The organism is Ruegeria sp. CDSC042, assembly GCF_059610745.1.
Genome location: NZ_JBXWOF010000002.1, coordinates 320,480 through 339,294, shown reverse-complemented (window position 1 = coordinate 339,294; position 18,815 = coordinate 320,480). Strand labels below are relative to the sequence as shown.

Here is an 18,815-nt window from a genome sequence, read left to right as displayed (position 1 = left end):
ATTGCGCCGAAATGCGCCGTAACTTCAGGCTTGGGACAATGCCTGCGAGTGTTTTCTTGCGCGCACGCGCAGAAGCGGACGACCTGCAATCAAAAGAAACAGGCACGAGATCAATATGCCCATGACAGCAGGCAAATAGAGCAATAGCCACAATTTCGGGTCTTCGATCACCAACGGGGACACAAAGCCGCGCATACCTTCCAAAAGGACCAGAATTATGAATGCTCCAAAAATCTGTGGCCACAGGCCAAATCTGGAAAAGCTGCCCAACATAAGGGTTGCATAGCCCGCCATTGCGACCGCGATACAAATGGTGATCCATGAAAATCGCTGATGCAGCTCGTCGATCAACGCGCCCTCAGTGAACCCTTCTGCTGCCGCAATCGCAGCCCGGTCGCGCAACAGCTCTGCGGTGGGAATGGCCTCGAGGCTTCGCTCGGCCGTGTTGTCGGTACTCGTCAATTCTGAGATGTCATAGGACGCGTCCTGAAACAGTGTAGACGACAGGGTACGTCCCTGCCGGTCCTGACGCAGGGCAACCCCGTCAACCATCACCAGATGAATGCCCGAGCCGTTATTGACCAGATAAGCTGTTTGGCTGGAATAGCTGACCGGGCTGGTTTTATCCCGCCGGTCCGAAACAAAAACTTCGCGCAAAGTCCCGTCCTGATCAATCCCCCCAATATAGACGGTCACGTCACTTGCAGGATGCAGGAATTCGCCTTCATTCAATAACTGCGCTGTGACGTCACCCGCCACTTCGGCCTGCCGTTTTTCCAGTAGATCGACCGAGGCCGGGCGCAGGAAAACACTGATCGAGGCCATCATCAGACCAGCAACAAGACCGAACAGAACCACAGCGCGAGCCAGCCGCCACGGGCTGGAACCTGTGGCCAGCATCACCGTAAGCTCGCTTTCACGGCTCAGGCGGTTGGTGGCATAGACGGCCGCTGCGAACACGGCCATGGGCATCACCGTACGGATCAGCGTCGGCAAAGTAAGAGCGGTAAATTCAAGAAACACCATGGCCGATTGACCACCGCTGATGACACGGTCAAACAGGCTGACCGAGCGGGTGATCCAGAAAACCCCCACCAGAATCAGAGTGAAAAAGCCGAACAGAATCAGCAGTTGCCGCAGGAAATATCCATCGAAGCGCGACATGTATCCTCATCCGGCTACCTGAAATTCGTTTGAACAATATGCCAATCCCCTGACCGAGGAAACCGCATAGCCCAAGAATTATAGAATTTGAGCCGTGCGCACTAAAACGGCTTATGCCACATCGGAATTGGCACCCCGGTCCAGAATGCTTACCTGCCTGGATCAGTCCAGCGTTTCAGACAACGATCTGAGCAGGTGATTGAGCTGATCGCGCTGTTGCAGGGACAAACCCTGAACCAGGCGCTGCTGAGTCTCTACATGATCCGAAACGGCGGCCTCGATCGCTTTGAACCCATTTTGGGTAAGACGGATCAGGAAGCCCCGGCCATCCTCAGGGTTTTGCACTCTTTCGACCATCCCCACCTTAACCAGTTGATCGACGCGATTCGTCATTGTGCCGGACGTCACCATTGTAAGCTCCAAAAGCTCGCCAGGTGAAAGACCCTCTGGCTTGCCAGACCTTCGCAACGTGGCAAGGACATCAAAGCTGGCAGCGTTCATGTCATGAAGAGCCCAAGTATTCTCCATCGCCCTTCGCAACTGAACCGCCAACCGCGTCAGTCGACCAACGGTTTCCATCGGCCCCACATCCAGGTCGGGCCGGGCACTGTTCCACTGCGCGATAATTCGCTCCACATGATCCATGAGTTCTGGCTAGCCCAACTTTATCTTGACGTCAAGATTTTGCAATATATCTTGACGTCAAGATAAAGGGATTCGCCATGAGACACCAAACCGACATCGCCCTAACTGCTGTTGCCCCTTTGATCTGGGGTAGCACCTATTATGTTACGACCGAATTTTTGCCCGTCGGATATCCGATCACGATGGCCGCGCTGCGTGCGCTGCCTGCCGGACTGCTGCTGCTAGTTTTGTCCCGTCAACTTCCAAGGGGTCATTGGTGGGGCCGCATATTCATTCTGGGCGCGCTCAATTTCACCGTGTTCTGGACCCTGCTTTTCGTCGCGGCTTACAGGCTCCCCGGTGGGGTCGCAGCCACTGTCGGCGCGGTACAACCTCTTATTGTAGTCTTCCTGTCGGCATTTCTGCTGAACACCCCGGTTGGGCTGAGATCGGTCGGCGCAGCGCTGCTGGGGGTGATCGGCGTCGGGTGCCTTGTCCTCGGAACAGCTATCAATCTTGATACGGTTGGCCTGATCGCTGGACTGGGTGGCGCCCTTTCGATGGGGGCAGGAACTGTCCTGACGCGCAAATGGCAACCGCCAGTGCCGCTGCTGACATTTACCGCTTGGCAACTAACCGCCGGCGGGCTGTTGCTGGTGCCGCTTGCACTGATATTTGAGCCCGCCTTACCAGCGCTTGAAACAAACAGCCTTCTCGGAATTGGATATCTGAGCGTCATCGGGGCTGCCCTGACCTATATCCTGTGGTTCCGAGGCCTCGCCCGGATCGAACCCTCTGCGGTCTCGGCACTTGGCTTTCTCAGCCCGTTATCCGCCGTATTGATTGGTTGGGTCATGCTTGGGCAAAACTTGACCTTTGTGCAGATCGCCGGTGTCTGTATCGTACTTCTGGCGGTCTGGCTGGGGCAAATGGGCAAGCGTACCGGCCGTTCGATTGTCACCATCAGAAAGCCCGCCTGAAACTCCAGGCATCGATGTACGAGTTTTGTGCTAAACTGTGTGCTGTGCAACGCCCCGGCAAGAAAGGTATCACGTGTCAAAAAGCCGAGTAAAACCGCGCTATTTTGCCATCGCCCTGCTGCCGGTATGTGTTTTCGCAATCCATAAACTGATCCAGAACCAAATGATCGCCAATGAACTGGACGTTCCAGTGAACTTTGTGTTGAGCGGTAGCTCTTGGCAAGAAGCCGTTGGTCGGTTTCGGTTTCTTGCCGCGTCCTGGTTCTTTTTATCGCTGGCCTTGTTGCCCGTGGCAGTCTTGTTCCGGACCCTGTCACGCCCGATCGAAAAAAACACCCGGATCGCGGCAATCGCGATTGTAGTCGCCATCGTGTTTCTGGCTCTCGTGCCGACCATTCAAAAGCATATGACCGACCAAAGCCCGCAGATTTACCACCAGATCGGCAAAGCCATTTTTGAAACAGCATTGTCGCAAGGCACCTTACCGGCATGTTCCGGTTCGGAAGATAGCTGGATGTTTGGGAAATGCGGGCAAGCCCCTGTTCTTTCGCTGTTCAACCGTATTCTGGACCTGGTGAATGCAATGGCCGGCCTTGCGATCGGGTCGCTGATTGTCGGAATGATATTGTGTCTTGGTCGGCATGAATCTCAGGACATCGAAGCAACCGCAGCTGAGCTGGCGCAAAACCTGCGGCAGATGCGGCAGCAGCTCTACCTGTCCAGTCTGGTGCTGACCTTCGGCATGTTCTTTGCCGCAAGCTGGATGTACTGGCCCTTGCCCATGATCGCTGAATCAGAAAGGGCCGCCTATAGCGCATTGCTCAACGCATCGGCCTTGTTCACCGGCACATATTTTTGCTTGCTAATGCTCAGCTACTTTCTTCCCGTGGCAGTCCTTCTGGACGGAAGAATTTCTAACCTCGCTTTGGCTGCCCGAAATCAGGGCGGCACAGACCAGGCATTCGACATTGATGACTGGAGATCGTCGCATAAGCTGACAGAAGGCACAGGTGACATCATCCGCGCCGGCTTCGCCCTGACGGCCCCAATCTTGGCCGCTTTTGCCGGTGGCATATCACCGATTTTGGGTTAGACCGTGATTTGTTGAGCAACCAGAACGCGGTTTATCGCATCGGTCGAATGCTCTGCTGGTCCAAGTTGTAACAGCTAGGCTGCGCAAAGGGTCACGCGTGTCCCATTCCGCCCAAGCTGGCACAAACTTCTGGCAATGGAGAGAATGGCAGGGGCAGCAGGGTTCGAACCCGCGACCTACGGTTTTGGAGACCGTCGCTCTACCAACTGAGCTATACCCCTAAGGTCCGCCTCAAATATGCCAGCCGCGCGGCGGACTCAAGAGGCTTTTTCAGATTCCTCCTCAGTTATGCGCACGACAAACAAGTTGCGTATGGCGTTGAGTTCTATAAGACACGGTTTGATCAATATGAGGGTCACCATTAGTGAGTATCCGCAAGAAAATCGCCGATAGCGAGGCCGTCCTGAATTGGACCGCCCGCCGCATCGCGAGCTATATTCGGATGGTCAACCGCAACACCCAATGGCAACGCATCGGCTATGAAGAGCTGGACCAACTGGCCGATCAGGGCGAGCCGGTCATCGTTGTCCTTTGGCATCAGCGACTGGCACAATCACCCTATTTCTTTCCGTTGGATAAGGGGCGTATCTGCTCGATCACATCTTCGGCACGCGCTGGCAGCATGGTTGGTCGGGTGCAGAAACTGTTCGGCATGGACACCATCGCCATGACCAGCAAAAACGCCAACAACATCGCGGTGTCACGCGAAGTGATCGGCAAGATCAAGCGGGGCATTTCCATCGGTATCGCCGCTGACGGCCCGCGCGGTCCGGAACGGGTGCTGTCGACAGTGCCTCTGGTTTGGGCACGCACCTCGGGCAAGCGGGTCTTCGGTATCACTTATTCCGCCCGCCACGGCAGCGAGGCCGGTACCTGGGATCGCCTGCTGATGCCGCGCCCCTGGCGCAACAAAGGCGTGTTTCTGTGCCGGGAATGGACCGAAAATGTTCCCCGCAAGGCCAGTGAAGAAGAACTCGAGGCCCTTCGCCTCAGCCTTGAGGCGCATATGAACGACATCACCGCCGAAGCAGACAGGATGGTCGGGCGCGAACCCTGGTCTCCCCAAGGCTAACCGCCGCGCAGCCTTTGCATCAGATACACTTCGCTGCCCTCGGGGATCGGTTCGGTCAGCCCGCTGGCGATCACGCGCCCGTTGATTGAGATGGAAACCCCGGCATCAATCGGCGCCTGAAGCTGCGGATGAACCCGCGCAAGTTCCCGCAGCAGCTCGCCGGTGGTTTTGGCCTCGACCTCGACCACCTGTTGGCCCCCGGTCAAAGACCGAAGGCCGGACCACAGGTGGACCTCAACCATTGTCCTTGAGCGCCGCCAAAATGCGCGGCGGTGACATTGGCAGTTGTTTCATCCGCACACCCGCAGCGTTCGAAACCGCGTTGGCGATGGCTGCCAGCGGCGGCACGATGCCGGTCTCGCCCACGCCGCGCACCCCAAACGGGTGGCCGGGGTTGGGAACTTCGACGATCACCGTATCGATCATCGGCAAGTCGCTGGCGACCGGGATGCGATAATCGAGGAAGATCGAATTCTGCAGACGACCATCCTCGCCATAGACATATTCCTCGTTCAGCGCCCAACCGATGCCCTGCGCCGCGCCGCCCTGATACTGGCCTTCGACATAGGTCGGGTGGATCGCCTTTCCGGCGTCTTGAATGACCGTATAGCGGGTGATGCTGGTCTTGCCGGTCTCCGGGTCGACCTCGGCATCGACGATATGGGTGCCGAAGGACACGCCTGCGCCCTCGGGCGTCGCTTCGAAATGGCCCGAAATCGGACCACCGGTCGCGCCCATATCAGCGGTGATATCGGCCAACGGCATCGGATCGAAATCGCCCGCATTGGGGCCCGAGGGCACCGCGCAGCCGTTTTCCCATTTCACCGCATCCACCGGGATGCCCCACTTGGCCGCCGCCCGTTCGCTGAGCTTTTCGACCGCGTGCCGGGCCGCCTTGATCGTGGCCAGACCCGAGGCATAGGTCACGCGCGATCCGTGGCTAACGTCATTGTATCCCAGCGTCGCCGTGTCCGCGATGGTGACGCGGATATTCTCGTATGGGATGCCCAGAACCTCGGCCGCCATCAGCGCCATCGACGCGCGCGAGCCGCCGATATCGGGCGTGCCGACCATCAGCTGGGCCGAGCCGTCCTCGGACAGGGCAAGCGACACCGATGTCTCGCCGCCGTGGTTGAACCAGAATCCACAGGATATCCCACGCCCCTGCCCTGGTTTCAGTGTCGCAGAATAGTGCGGATGCGCCTTGGCGGCCTCAAGCGTTTCGACCAGACCGATGCGTTCGTAGCGCGGGCCATAGCTGGCCTTCGTACCTTCGTAGGCGGCGTTTTTCAGACGCACATCCACGGGGTCCAGACCCAGTTTCTTGCACAGCTCGTCAATCACCGACTCAACAGCAAAGGCTCCCATCGGTGCACCGGGCGCCCGGTAGGCCGCCTGTTTCGGGCGGTTGGCCATTACGTCATAGCCCACCTGCTTGACGTTAGTTAGGTTATAAGGAGCAAAGGCACACATGGCCGTCATATCACCCGGCGCGCCGGGGAAGGCCCCACCCTGCAGGCGGAACACGCCTTGCGCTGCGGTGATCGTGCCGTCTTTCTTCATCCCGATCTTGATATCCATCGATGCCGAGGCGGTCGGACCGGTGGCCCGGAATACCTCGGATCGGGTCATCACCAGCTTGACCGGGCGGTTGGCCTTGCGGCTCAGCGCCAGCGCGACCGGCTCGATGAATACGGTTGTTTTGCCACCAAAGCCGCCGCCAATCTCGGACGCCGTCACCCGCAGTTGCGATGTTTCGATCCCCAGCAAAGCCGCACAGGTTTTCTGCGCGATCCAGTGACCTTGGGTGGTGCACCACAGCTCACCCTTGCCGTCATTTCCCAGCGTCGCCAAACAGGCATGAGGTTCGATATAGCCCTGATGGGTTGCCTCGGTGACAAAGCTGTCTTCAACGACCAGATCCGCCTCGGCGAAACCGGCTTCGACATTGCCATGCCCGCTTTCATGATAGCGCACGACGTTCGGGTGCATCCCTTCGGGCACGGAATAATCCGCCGCCCCCTCGCGTATAACCGGAGCGTCCGGGGCCATCGCTTTGTCGACATCGGTCACATGGGGCAGCACCTCATATTCGACCTCAATCAGCTTGAGTGCATCACGCGCCGACAGCGCCGAAGTTGCCGCAATAGCGGCCACCGCGTGGCCGTCATACAGGGCCTTCTCGCCTGCCATAACGTTTTCCAGCACGTTCCAGAACTCACCTTCAAGACCGGGCTTAAACGGCACCTCAGCGAAATCGTCACGGGTCACAACGGCTTTGACGTCTTTATGCGCTTGGGCCTTGGAGGTATCGATCTTTACGATCCGCGCATGGGCATGGGGTGAGCGCAGAATAGCCCCGTGCAACATGCCCGGCGCGGTGGCGTCAGCGCCAAATTTCGCGCGCCCCGTGACCTTGTCCAGCCCGTCAGGGCGGTTCGGTCGGGTGCCAACGAAAGTGAATTCAGATTTGCGATCGTCGAGTGCCATTACGAAGCCTCCCGCAGTTCAGCCGCTGTATCCATCACGGCGCGAATGATCTTGTCATACCCAGTGCAGCGGCAGAGATTACCAGCCAACCAATACCGTGTCTCTTCCTCGGTCGGGTTCGGGTTCTTTTCCAGCAACGATTTGGCCGCGACCAGAATACCGGGGGTGCAGATACCGCATTGAAGAGCAGCATATTCAATCATCTTCTTCTGCAGCGGATGCAGAACGTCCCCGTCTGCAATACCTTCGACCGTCTCGATCTGTTTACCCTCTGCTTCGATCCCAAGCATCAGGCAGGAACAAACCAAACGGCCATCGACAGTTACCGAGCAGGCACCGCAATCGCCGGTGCCGCAGCCTTCTTTCGCACCGGTCAGGTTCAGCTTGTCGCGCAGACAGTCCAGCAGGGTCTCGCGTGGGTCACACAGGTATTCGACCGTGTCACCATTGACGGTGGTGGATACGTGGAACTTGCTCATGCTTGCTCTCCCTTGGCGCGGGCATAGGCGATTTTCGCGGCGCGTTTGGCCAGAACCCCGGCCACTTCGGTACGGAATGCGATCGTGCCGCGCTTGTCGTCGATCGGGTTACAGGCAGTAGATGCGGCAGCGGCAAGCGCGTCCAATGCAGCATCGTCAAGGGTGCTGCCCATGATCGCCTTGGCGCAGTCTTCGACAAGTAGAACAGTCGGAGCCACGGCACCCAGAGACACGCGGGCCTCGGTGATGGTATCCCCGTCCAGACGGAGATTCACACCTACGCCAACCACCGCAATATCCATCTCGGTCCTTGGGATGAACCGCAGATAGGCATCACCTCCGTTTTCGCCGCGTGCAGGAATATTGACCGCCGAGATCAGTTCACCCTTGGCCAAGGACGTTCTGCCGGGGCCGGTCGGAATATCTTCGACGGCAACCTCACGGATGCCACCTGGTCCGGTTACTGTCACGGTCACGCCCGCTGCCACCATGGCTGGCACCGAATCCGCCGCAGGCGAGCCATTGCACAGGTTGCCAGTCAGCGTCGCCCGCCCCTGCACCTGAGTCGATCCGATCAAATCCATCGCTTCGACCACGCCGGGCCAGTCGCGGCCCAACCCGGGATGTTCGCTCATTTCCGCACCCGTCGCCGCCACACCCAGCGTCCAGCTGCCGTCAGCATTGCAGGTGATATCGCTTACGCCATTGATTTTCTTGATGTCTATCAATGTATCAGGCGTCACCAATTCCGAGCGCAACTGCACCAGAACATCGGTGCCACCGGCAAGAAACCGTGTAACGCCTTTTGCATTTTCTGCCAGAGCCGACGCCTCGGCAAAGCTGGCAGGGCTGTGATAATCCATGATTTTACCTCGCGCCTGTTGGTCAGGATCCACTGGGGTTCGCAGGGACGTTAGTGCAGCAACACACTGGCGTCCATGGCAAGAACGACCTATTTTTCGATCCCGAAATGTCGTTTCCAGACCTCGGATCAGAGGTCGATCTCGACCACCCCGTCCGGGTCCGCAGCACGGCTTTGGCACAGGATGATTGCGCCTTCGCGCTGCTTGTTCGACAGCACGAAATCCCTGTGCTCGATTTCACCCGAAATCACACCGCATTTACAGACGCCGCAAATTCCGTCCGAACATTTCACGTCGACCTGAATTCCGGCTTCGTTCAGCACCTGCGCCGCGTGTTTGTCAGCGGGAACCTGCAGCTCTCGCCCCGATTTGGCCAGTTTCAGCGTGAAAGAATGGTTCTCATATTCGGGCTGCTCGGGAACGGAGAAATACTCCAGATGCCGCGCCTCGTCTGGGAACCCCTGACGTTCCGCTGCCTGCATCACGCCTTCCATGTACCGATCCGGGCCGCAGGTATAGACGTGCCAACCTGCCTGATATCCCGACAGGATTGACTGTAAATCAGCGCGCGTACCTTCGTCCGAGAAATGATAGTGCACGTGATCGGCCCAGGGCATTGCGGCCAGATCGTCCAGATACCCCGCCCCGGCGCGGGTACTGGCCGAGTAATGCAGGTCAAAGGGTTTGCCCAGACTGTGCAGGCGGTGGGCAAAGGCGATCATCGGCGTGATGCCGATCCCGCCGCCCATCAGGAATGTCCTGGTGGCGGTCTCATCCAGTTCGAAATGGTTGATGGGTTTCGAGATGAAAACCTTGCGCCCTTCGGTAAAAATCCGGTGCAACAGGGCCGAGCCGCCCCGCCCCTCATCCTCGCGCAAGACACCGATCTGATAGGTCGCTGGGTTCGCCGGATTGCCGGACATTGAATATTGCCGCAGGAACTCTGGCGCGACCAGCACGTCCAGATGGGCGCCTGCGGTCCACTGAGGCAGCGGCGCGCCATCCAGCGTCGCGAACTCATATTTGGTCACATCATCCGTCATCCGGTCGACCATGCTCAGCTCGACCCGCATGACAGGGGCATCACCTGCGATCGAATAGTTGTGAACAACAGACATGTCCCCGGCGGCCTTGCGTGCCTTGTACTCCTCTGCCGTGACCATCGCTTCATAAGCTGCAATCCCGGCTTCGCGGTCCATGGCAAAAGGATAGGGCCAGGGATGCGGGGCCAGATAGGCGGGATAGACCGCCAGCGTCTGATCCTCATATTTCAGGGCAAGGTCCGTCTGCAGGTTGCGCCGGTTCAGCGGATGCTGGGTCGGGCGATACGCGCCGTCGGGCTGCAATTCGATATCCCACCACCATTTCTTGGTGTCGTTCAAGCCACCATTGCCCACCGCATCGTCCAGTTTCGCCAGCGCTGGCGCGGCTTGGGGGAAGTTCATCGCGGCCCAACGGAAGGGACGTTCCTTGAAGATGCCTTCCAGATTCCATGGGCAGGTTTTCATGCACCGCCCGCACATCGCACCACCCGATGTTGTCACCCGGTAAGTCGCGCATTTCTGGCTGTCGGACTTCCAGATTTCATAGCCGTTGAACATCAGTTTTGGCCCGGCGGTGATCGCCCCCGAGGGGCATTCTCGCGCGCATTTGTTGCAGCTTTCACAAAAACTCTGCAGTCCGAAATCTATCGGCTTGTCATGAGCCAGAGGCATATCTGTTGTGACCGCACCGGATTTCAGACGCGGGCCCAAATAGGGGTTCAGGATGACCTCGCCAATCCGGCTGACCTCTCCCAGTCCCGACAACAGCAAAAGCGGAGGCTGCAGCACCTCGCCATCCATCACCGTATGGGCCTTTGCCTTGTACCCAAGGTTGCGGATCTGCTGTGCAACGACCCCACCCAAAAGCGAGAACCGCAGATAGGCGCGCATGGATTGGGCCACTGCAATCCAGTCGTCACCACTGGACCCTTCCATGGTCTCGTAACCCTGATCAATGATCATGCTGATGGCTTGATCATGCGGCGGCGTGATCTCTTCTCCGGCAGCATCATGTGAATACCACGCCCAATCGGGGCACCGGCTGAGACCGACGGCATCCGCACCCAGAAAATAGGTCGCGGCCTTGATATTGGCGGCGTTCCGGGCGGCATCTGTCGGTGGCGTGGTCTGGGCACTGTCGCCATCCTGCAGCAGAACAAACGCGCCCAGCGCGCGCCGTTGCGCGAAACTGGGGGCCGCCTTGCGCACATAATGCCCACCCTTGGCGGCGTCCTGCAGAGTCTTACCCATGTCGCCGAATTGCGCCCGGGCAAACATGTCAGCCCGTTTGGGGACGCGTGCAACGTTTTCCTCGTCAATATAAGTTGTCGGCGTTTCGACACGCTTAAGCTTTTCGAAGGGATGCGCGCCGTCGACATAGCGCCGTTTGGCATAGGAGTCTCGGTTCAACGCATTCTTGGCAAAACCCGCCCCCAACCACCATGCCGGCCCTTGTGTGCGAAACCGCGGTTGCTGGGCCATCGGGCACAGCGGGCGGTCATGGGCGATCTCCATCTCGGTCGTCACTACGGCCAGCCCGAACCGAGTCCCAAGCCAAGGGGCGACAAGCTTTCCGCCTTCAACCGCGGCAAGACCCGCAGCGACCGCCAGTTTGCCCAGATCAACGTCCGACGACATCGCCGTATGCGCCCGCGCATCAAAGCCAAGCAGGCGGATGTAGTTGGCAATAACCACCGCATTTTCGGTCGCCAACAAACAAGCGCGATGATCCTGCGCATCCGCGATCCAATCGGCTCCGGGCTCGGACGGGTCCGGGTCACGGTTGTGTTCATATAGGAACACGATTCCATGGCGGTGGCTGTCGATTGGCTTGGGCGCAGCCTCGATACTGTCCTTCAAATCCGCCATGATGACATCAATGCCCGAGGCCAGCGTCTTGGTTTGCCGTGTCCTCAGGGCATCAGCCAGCCGGTCGATATCAGGGTTGCGGCGCGGCTCGGGCAACAGTGCTTCGGGCGGCAGTGGTCCGCACCCAATCATCGACGCATCGTTGAAATAACCAAAGGCTTTCAGATGGTTGGCGCGCGCATTCGGATCTGACGGGATATCGCCCATTGCCGGGTTCACCAACCCGTCGCGGATCGCATCCATCATCGCCTGAAACTCACCCATCGCATTGACGATGCTGTGGGGCTGATCGGGTCGGCGAAAGCTAAGATCGCCCATAGGCGTCACCTGAGACAGGTCCGGCATTGTGTCCTGCCGCGCCAACCGCTCTAGCGGGTAGCCGCCCATATGAACTGGCCTGTTCCGGTCTGAAAAGAAACGGATTCCCATAGCGTGCCTCCCCTTGCCCGTCTGACCCTTAATGCCCGGTAGACAGCAATACCATTCATACTTAATCATAAATAATATGAATAAAATTGATTTCACTGATTTGGACGGCAAAGTCCTGCGGGTCTTTCTGACAATACTCGAGGAAAGCTCGGTCTCGAAAGCAGCCGATCGGCTGGGGGTCACGCAATCGGCAATCAGCCACACGCTGTCCAAACTGCGGCAGGTGCTGGGCGATCCGTTGTTTGTACGTTCAGGTCAGGGCCTGACCCCGACCGAACGGGCCTTGTCCCTGAAGGACCCTATTCAAACGGTGCTGGACGGGATGCGTGCCTTGACCGACGGTCGCCCCTTTGACCCGTTATCCGAACAGATCGACATTCGCATCGCCACAAATGACATGCCTCGCGAAGTGATATTCCCAAGGCTGTTGCGCGACACACGCGCCGAGGGTGCACGGCTACGGTTAGAGTTCATCCCATCGGGCGTTCCCGATCCGGACCTGTTGCGCAGCGACCGGTGTCAGTTGATGGTCACCCCTCTGCCGCCGGATGGGCCGGACATTTACCAGAAACGGCTGCTCGAAAGCCCGCTGATGATGTTTTATGATGCCAGCCATTGCACCCCGCCAAACAGTTGGCAGACCTACTGCGAGAGCGACCATATCGAGGTGCGCTTTTCCGATGGTCGCAACGCCCGTGCCGTCATGCGGGGTGTTGATCAAAGCCAGATCAGAGCGCCGATTGTTACCCTGCCCCATTTCAACGCGATACCGGCCTTTGTGCGGGGCAGCTCGTTGATCTCGACCGATACCGCCTTGATGAGACAAGGTCCTCTGGCCGGGTTGGACTGTGCGCATTTGCCCTTCGAATGCACCCCGGTTCCGCTTTACATGGTCTGGCACCAAAGGTCGGCCAATGATCCAGCGCATCGTTGGCTGCGCAGAAGGATCGAAGCCATAGCGGCTGACATCAGCGCGCCTTGATCAAATGGGTCAGTGCAGCACCGGTTTCAAAGTAGGCGTGACGCAGGCGGGTCCAGCGTTCAGTATGTTCCGCCACAGCGGGAACTGGCAGCAACGCCGGATCCCCTGCCAAAAGGCTCTCAGCCGCCATACGGCCAAACACCGTGCCCGGCCCGATACCCCGGCCTGAATAGCCATGGATCGAAACCGCATCCGGTCCGATCCGGGTGATCTTGGGAATGTGATCCGAGGTCATCGCAATGCGGCCATGCCATCCCTGCTGCAAGGGTTGATCCGCAAGCTGAGGATAAAGCTCTGACAGTTTGCGCTTGATCCATCCGGTATGCGCGGCGCTGCCCGCATGTTCTAGATTGCCCATTGCGCCGAGGATAAAGCGCTTGTCGTGATCCATTCGGAAAGAGGTCATGATCAGGCCGGTATCCCAACATCCTTCGGCTCCGGGCAAAATACTGGCGCGCAGATTGTCGGACAAAGGCGCGGTGGCGAATTGAAAATACGAGACAGGAACATAGGCTGGCGACGTGTCGGGCAGGTTTTTATGATACGCGTTGGTGGCCTGGATCACTGATTTGGCGCGCACCGTGGCCTGCGTGGTTTCCAACAGCCACTGGCCATCGACATGGCGCATCGTCATCACTGGGCTGTGCGTGTGAACGCGTGCCCCGGTTGCGGCAGCCGCGCGGGCCAGACCACGCACATATGCCATCGGCTGGATCGTTCCGGCGCGCGGATCGAACAGAGCTCCACGAAAGGTGGCGCTGCCCGTGCGCTGGTACGTCTTGTCCGACGACAGCAACTCGACCGGAGCGCCTGCCTGACGCAACTGTGCATGGCGTGTTTTCAAATCAGCAAGACCAGAGCCAGAATGCGCACAATGCAACGTGCCCTTGCGCATCGGCTCGCACTCGATCCCATGTGTCTGGATCACGCTGAATACTTCACTTGGGGCCGCCGCAAGGATTTCGATAAGACGCGTTCCGTCCGCATCCCCCAGATGGGCGCAAATGTCAGCAGGGCGCACCCAGAGTCCGGCATTGACCAGCCCCACATTGCGCCCGGATCCCCCATGCCCGATCTCCTGCGCCTCCAAGACACAGACCGAGGCTCCGGCCCGTGCGGCCGTCAAAGCCGCGGAACAGCCAGTATAACCGCCGCCGATCACCGCAAGGTCCACAGACAAATCGCTGGTCAGCGGGGCGCTCTCCACATGCTCGCGGCAGGTGTGTAGCCAAAGGGATTGATCGTAGTCGCTCAATGCGGGCTCCTTGCGGTGTCAAAAACCATTAGGACGCGGGATCAGGTCGTCGCAAGAGCCCTTTGATCCTCACGCCCCATCGCGATCAGGAAAGGCCGCGCCTTTTGCTGCGACTGAAACGCTGCCCGATCGCACATCCCCTGCCACCCGGCCAGAACCAGCGATTGCGCAACGGCACCGCCCAAAGTCGCTCCGGGGCCTGTCACGATGAACAGGTCAGGCGCGAATTCGCGCGCGGCGGTCTGGATTGCGTGGGTGAAGTCATAGGCCGCGGTCACCTGATGCCCCAGGGTGTAATCCCACAGTGCCTGCGTGTCCGTCGCACCCGGCCACCAGATTTTGCCACGCCCGTCGATCAGAGGCCGGTCAGGCTGTTTGAACAGCTCCACACCAAGTTGCGTGCGCCCTTCCGCAGCCACCGGAGCTTGAAGGTGGGTGTGAAATGCGGCGTGATTTGCCAACCTCATGGGGAACCTGTCTTGCACACTCGGCCACGATGCCTCGAACGCGCGCAAGCCCTCTTCGTTACCCGCTAGAACCAGCATTCCGCCCAAATCAATCGACAATGCCAGCACCTGACCGTCCTGCGCGTTGATCTGCGCCACATCCGCCAGCAATTCAGCCTTACGCTGAGGATCAGCCACCCAGCTATCGTCTGTGAATGGGTATACGAGCTGCCCACCAATTAGGTGGTCCTGCATCAGCGTCCCCATTGTGTTCACCACACGAAAGCCATCCTCGGGCGACACCGCGCCTCCGGCGGCCAAGGCGATGTACCAGCCCATCGAGTTGCCGGTGACAGCCACCACTTCAATGTCATCGGCCAGCACCTGAGCATCAGCCAGAGATGCCGCGTAGATCAGAGGTGAGGCCACATCACCGCGCGAATACTCGCTGACCGTGAACCGATCGGCACCGTCCAGCGCCGTGACTGCCGCTTGCCCCGCATTGGCGCGGATGGCGTCAAACCCGCCAATCATCTGCATTCGGTTTGCGTGATGACGGTGCAAATAACCCAGCTCGGCCTTGTTATAGGTGCCCCGACCCGGGCAGATCACAACGGCGGTACGGGTCATGAGCGGTTTCCAGTCAGATTGATCGCGGCGGCGACAATATTATCCTTTGACGGCAATGGCGCAGCATATGCAGGCCCGGTCGCGATAAAGCTGTCTTCTGCCACTACACGGGCGATTGGGGTGTCGGGGCTTTCTTCGACGAAGAAAGTTGTCAGCGCTTCTGACTGGCTTCCGGTCCGACGGCATTCGTCAACGACCAGAATATGCGCACAGGTTTTGGTGGCCTCGCGCAACGCTTCTGCAGGTAATGGAGCCAACCATCGCATGTCGATAATCCGGGTTCGGATTCCTACGGCCTCAAGTTCGGGCAAGGCTTGCTGCGACAGGTAGTGGCCATTGCCATAGGTCACAATCGCCAGATCGGTGCCGTCCCCCTGTACCCCGACCTCGCCCAGGCGGATGCTGCGATCCGGCGAAGGATAGGTCGTCATCCATCCGGCATCTTGTGCCTGATGGAGGTCGCGCATCGGATAAAGCGCAATGGGTTCCAGGAATACCACGACGCGCTGCTCTTCGCGGGCCAGCCTTAAGCCTTCTCGAAGCATCTGCACCGCGTCCGAACCGGTCGAGGGGCAGGCAATGATCACACCAGGAATATCGCGCAGAACGGCCAGAGAGTTATCGTTATGGAAATGCCCCCCGAAACCCTTCTGATATCCCAGCCCGGCGATCCGCAGGACCATCGGATTGGTAAATTGCCCGTTCGAGAAAAAGGGCAAGGTCGCGGCCTCGCCCCTGATCTGGTCCTCGGCATTGTGGAGATAGGCCAGAAACTGAATTTCAGGGATCGGGACAAAGCCGTTATGCCCCATACCGATGGCCAGCCCCAGGATGGACTGTTCGTCCAACAGCGTGTCGATCACCCGATCCGGGCCGAACCGCTGTTGCAGCTTTTGGGTTACGCCATAGACGCCACCCTTGCGTCCCACATCTTCGCCCATGCACACGATCTCGGCGTGTTCCAGCATCAGATCGGTCAGTGCCCAGTTGATCAGACGACTCATCGGCTGGGGATCGTCCATCGCGCGCATGTCGCCGCCAAAAGCGGCTGCACGGGCCTCGGCCCCCGGACCATTGGTGGGTTTGCAGTCGCGCTTTGGCGGGATCAAGCTGGCCATGACTTCGGACGCGGTGGTCAGATGCGGGCGGGTCACGGCCTCTGCCGCGATCCTGTCGGTGCGGGCGCAGGTATCCTGATATATCTTCAGCGCCTGATCCGACGATAGCGCCCCGGCCTGTTCCAACAGCCGCACCGAATGCAGCAGCGGATCATTTGCCTCATCAGCTTCGACTTCGGATTTCGCCATATAGGTCGTCGGGACGTCCGCCCCCGCATGGCCATAAAGCCGAACGGTTCTTAGATGCAGGAAAGCCGGTTTGCGCCGAGTGCGCACGTATTCCGCTGCCTCTTTCGCAACCGCATAGGTTTCGAAAATATCCAAACCGTTGGCCTGGAAATACTTGATCCCCGGGCGGTGCTCCATCGACGCCTGAATCCATCCCTTTGGCGTTCTGACTGAAATACCGATCCCGTTATCCTCACAGACGAACAACAGCGGCAGAGGGGTCGATTGCACGCTGGTCCACCCCGCCGTATTGATCGCCCCCTGCGCAGTGGAATGATTGGCCGACGCATCCCCGAACGAACACATCGCGATCCCGTCCTGTGGCAGCTCGCGATGTTCGGGCGGGTGCCGCCGCGCTGCACCCAGGGAATAGGCCGCACCCACAGCTTTCGGCAGATGGCTGGCGATGGTCGAGGTCTGCGGCGGGATCATCAGTGCCTTCGAGCCCAGTACCTTGTGCCGACCACCCGAGATCGGGTCCTCTTTCGAGCAGGCGAAACTCAGCAACATATCCCAAGCGATTTGCTGACCCGGCACCTGTTCGGATCGCGCGATCTGAAAGGCGGCATCCCGGTAGTGCAGAAACGCGATGTCCGCGGGCCGCAGAGCATGGGCGACAGCCGCCATGCCCTCATGCCCGGACGAGCCGATGGTATAGAACCCCTGCCCCGCCTTCTGCATTGCGCGGCTGGTACGGTCCAGTGCCCGGCTGAGAACCTGCGACCGGTACAGCGACACCGCCTCGGTATTGCTAAGTCCGGGGCGCGGGGCTGCGCCGTCAGGCAGGTGGCCTTGCGCCACACGTGTCAGGAAATTCTCATGAACGATCTGAGCGCGATCCATGGCGGCCCCTCTACTTCAATCTGGCGGTCGCAACAGAAATGCGCCGCAACCCTTCTTGCAGGCTTTCGGTGGCGTAAGCAAAAGAAAGCCGCAGATGGCCCGGCAAACCAAAGGCACGCCCCGGCACCAGTGCCACCCCGACTTCGTCCAGCAGATACCGGCAGAATTCGTGATCGACCGGCATTTCAGCCGGTGTTTTGGGAAAGACATAGAACGCGCCATCCGGAACGGCACACTCCAGACCCGCGGCATTCAACCCAGCAACCACAAGATCACGGCGCGCCCGCATCGCCTGCAGGCGTTCGCCCAAAAGCGTTTGCGGCCCGGTAATCGCAGCCAATGCTGCCGCCTGCGCGATGGAACATGCGCCTGATGTAATCTGCCCCTGAACAGCGGTCATCGCCTTGATCAAGGGTGATGGCCCGATTCCCCAACCGATCCGCCACCCGGTCATCGAATAGGCCTTGGAAACTCCATTTACGGTCAGCACTCTATCCGCCAGATGCGGCACGGCCTGAACAAATGGCGTGAAGGGAACATAGGTCAGGTGTTGGTAAATCTCATCCGAGATCACCCAAACATTGGGATGCCTGTCCAAAACACGACCCAGAGCCTGCATTTCCGATTCAGTATGGACCGCGCCGGTCGGGTTTGAGGGCGTGTTCAGCAAAAGCCAGCGAGTGCGCGGCGTAATTGCGGCCTCAAGCTGTGCTAGGGTCAGCTTGAACCCCTGAGAAACCGGACAGTCCAGCACAACCGGAATACCGCCGGACAGCCTGACCATATCCGCATAGCTGGTCCAGAACGGCGCCGCGATAATAACTTCATCCCCGGGATCGAGCGTGGCCATCAGCGCCCCGGACAAAACCTGTTTAGCACCGGTCGAGACGATCACGTTTTCCGGCCGGACACTGGCCCCGACGGCGATAGCCGCCCGGAGGTCCGGCGCCCCTGCCGTCGCCGGGTACCGTGTTTGCCCGGCCAGCGCCGCTTGATGAGCCGCTTCGACCACATGTTCAGGGGTCGGAAAATCAGGCTCGCCGGTACTGAGCGCGACCACATCGACACCCTGCGCCTTAAGGCGCGCAGCCTGCTCAGAGATCTGAACAATCTCTGACAACTCAATCCCGCGCAGCCTGTCTGCACGCCTAAAACTATCTGCTGCGATTTCCCTGGACACTGCCAACGTCTCTCTTGACCAAAATAT

15 protein-coding genes and 1 tRNA gene are annotated in these 18,815 nt (G+C 59.1%); 4 read left to right on the top strand and 12 right to left on the bottom strand.

The window, feature by feature from the left end; genetic code table 11:
• Positions 1 to 24 precede the first annotated feature (24 nt).
• Together lptF and AC2FHX_RS07355 are read right to left on the bottom strand one after the other, a co-directional pair.
• Positions 25 to 1,164 carry an LPS export ABC transporter permease LptF gene (gene lptF, locus AC2FHX_RS07360; protein ID WP_496700732.1) on the bottom strand — a complete coding sequence of 380 codons (1,140 nt, stop codon included), beginning with the start codon at positions 1,162 to 1,164 and terminating at the stop codon, positions 25 to 27.
• A gap of 162 nt (positions 1,165 to 1,326) precedes the next feature.
• The gene (locus AC2FHX_RS07355) at positions 1,327 to 1,809 is read right to left on the bottom strand and encodes a MarR family winged helix-turn-helix transcriptional regulator (protein WP_271948203.1); all 483 of its coding nucleotides are present in this window, start codon (positions 1,807 to 1,809) and stop codon (positions 1,327 to 1,329) included.
• Between the two features lie 77 nt (positions 1,810 to 1,886).
• Here AC2FHX_RS07355 and AC2FHX_RS07350 point away from each other — a divergent pair, with 77 nt between their 5' ends.
• Together AC2FHX_RS07350 and AC2FHX_RS07345 are read left to right on the top strand one after the other, a co-directional pair.
• Positions 1,887 to 2,768 carry an EamA family transporter gene (locus AC2FHX_RS07350; protein WP_271948205.1) on the top strand — a complete coding sequence of 294 codons (882 nt, stop codon included), beginning with the start codon at positions 1,887 to 1,889 and terminating at the stop codon, positions 2,766 to 2,768.
• Positions 2,769 to 2,841: 73 nt separating this feature from the next.
• On the top strand, positions 2,842 to 3,861 hold the full coding sequence (locus AC2FHX_RS07345) for a hypothetical protein (protein WP_496700734.1): 1,020 nt from the start codon (positions 2,842 to 2,844) through the stop codon (positions 3,859 to 3,861).
• Between the two features lie 145 nt (positions 3,862 to 4,006).
• Here AC2FHX_RS07345 and AC2FHX_RS07340 read toward each other — a convergent pair.
• A tRNA-Trp gene (locus tag AC2FHX_RS07340) sits at positions 4,007 to 4,082 on the bottom strand.
• A 143-nt stretch (positions 4,083 to 4,225) separates the two neighbouring features.
• Between AC2FHX_RS07340 and AC2FHX_RS07335 the strand changes: the two genes are divergently transcribed.
• Positions 4,226 to 4,933 (top strand): lysophospholipid acyltransferase family protein, encoded by a 708-nt coding sequence (locus tag AC2FHX_RS07335; protein WP_496691698.1) that lies wholly within the window; start codon positions 4,226 to 4,228, stop codon positions 4,931 to 4,933.
• Here AC2FHX_RS07335 and AC2FHX_RS07330 read toward each other — a convergent pair.
• The 5 genes from AC2FHX_RS07330 to AC2FHX_RS07310 all read right to left on the bottom strand — a co-directional run bounded on the left by AC2FHX_RS07330 (position 4,930) and on the right by AC2FHX_RS07310 (position 12,106).
• Complete coding sequence (locus AC2FHX_RS07330; RefSeq protein ID WP_142635798.1) at positions 4,930 to 5,175, bottom strand: MoaD/ThiS family protein; 246 nt, start codon at positions 5,173 to 5,175, stop codon at positions 4,930 to 4,932. The two genes, AC2FHX_RS07335 and AC2FHX_RS07330, sit on opposite strands and share 4 nt — an antisense overlap.
• Positions 5,168 to 7,423, bottom strand: a complete 2,256-nt coding sequence (locus AC2FHX_RS07325; RefSeq protein WP_496691699.1) for a xanthine dehydrogenase family protein molybdopterin-binding subunit — start codon at positions 7,421 to 7,423, stop codon at positions 5,168 to 5,170. The genes AC2FHX_RS07330 and AC2FHX_RS07325 overlap by 8 nt, the downstream gene beginning before the upstream one ends.
• The gene (locus AC2FHX_RS07320; protein ID WP_142635794.1) at positions 7,423 to 7,902 is read right to left on the bottom strand and encodes a (2Fe-2S)-binding protein; all 480 of its coding nucleotides are present in this window, start codon (positions 7,900 to 7,902) and stop codon (positions 7,423 to 7,425) included. Before AC2FHX_RS07320 ends, AC2FHX_RS07325 begins: the two co-directional genes overlap by 1 nt.
• Positions 7,899 to 8,765 (bottom strand): FAD binding domain-containing protein, encoded by an 867-nt coding sequence (locus AC2FHX_RS07315; protein WP_496691700.1) that lies wholly within the window; start codon positions 8,763 to 8,765, stop codon positions 7,899 to 7,901. The genes AC2FHX_RS07320 and AC2FHX_RS07315 overlap by 4 nt, the downstream gene beginning before the upstream one ends.
• A gap of 128 nt (positions 8,766 to 8,893) precedes the next feature.
• Entirely contained in the window at positions 8,894 to 12,106 is a 3,213-nt protein-coding gene (locus AC2FHX_RS07310; protein WP_496700738.1) for a reductive dehalogenase, read from the bottom strand.
• Between the two features lie 76 nt (positions 12,107 to 12,182).
• On the opposite strand from AC2FHX_RS07310, the gene AC2FHX_RS07305 reads away from it, so the two are divergent.
• Entirely contained in the window at positions 12,183 to 13,088 is a 906-nt protein-coding gene (locus tag AC2FHX_RS07305) for a LysR family transcriptional regulator (protein ID WP_496700740.1), read from the top strand.
• Here AC2FHX_RS07305 and AC2FHX_RS07300 read toward each other — a convergent pair.
• The 4 genes from AC2FHX_RS07300 to AC2FHX_RS07285 are packed head-to-tail and all read right to left on the bottom strand — an operon-like array spanning position 13,075 to position 18,788.
• Positions 13,075 to 14,343, bottom strand: a complete 1,269-nt coding sequence (locus tag AC2FHX_RS07300; protein ID WP_496700742.1) for an NAD(P)/FAD-dependent oxidoreductase — start codon at positions 14,341 to 14,343, stop codon at positions 13,075 to 13,077. The two genes, AC2FHX_RS07305 and AC2FHX_RS07300, sit on opposite strands and share 14 nt — an antisense overlap.
• A 41-nt stretch (positions 14,344 to 14,384) precedes the next feature.
• Complete coding sequence (locus AC2FHX_RS07295) at positions 14,385 to 15,419, bottom strand: ACP S-malonyltransferase (protein ID WP_496700743.1); 1,035 nt, start codon at positions 15,417 to 15,419, stop codon at positions 14,385 to 14,387.
• The gene (locus tag AC2FHX_RS07290) at positions 15,416 to 17,608 is read right to left on the bottom strand and encodes a dehydrogenase E1 component subunit alpha/beta (RefSeq protein ID WP_496700745.1); all 2,193 of its coding nucleotides are present in this window, start codon (positions 17,606 to 17,608) and stop codon (positions 15,416 to 15,418) included. Before AC2FHX_RS07290 ends, AC2FHX_RS07295 begins: the two co-directional genes overlap by 4 nt.
• A gap of 10 nt (positions 17,609 to 17,618) precedes the next feature.
• Positions 17,619 to 18,788 (bottom strand): pyridoxal phosphate-dependent aminotransferase, encoded by a 1,170-nt coding sequence (locus tag AC2FHX_RS07285; protein WP_496701043.1) that lies wholly within the window; start codon positions 18,786 to 18,788, stop codon positions 17,619 to 17,621.
• Positions 18,789 to 18,815 lie beyond the last annotated feature (27 nt).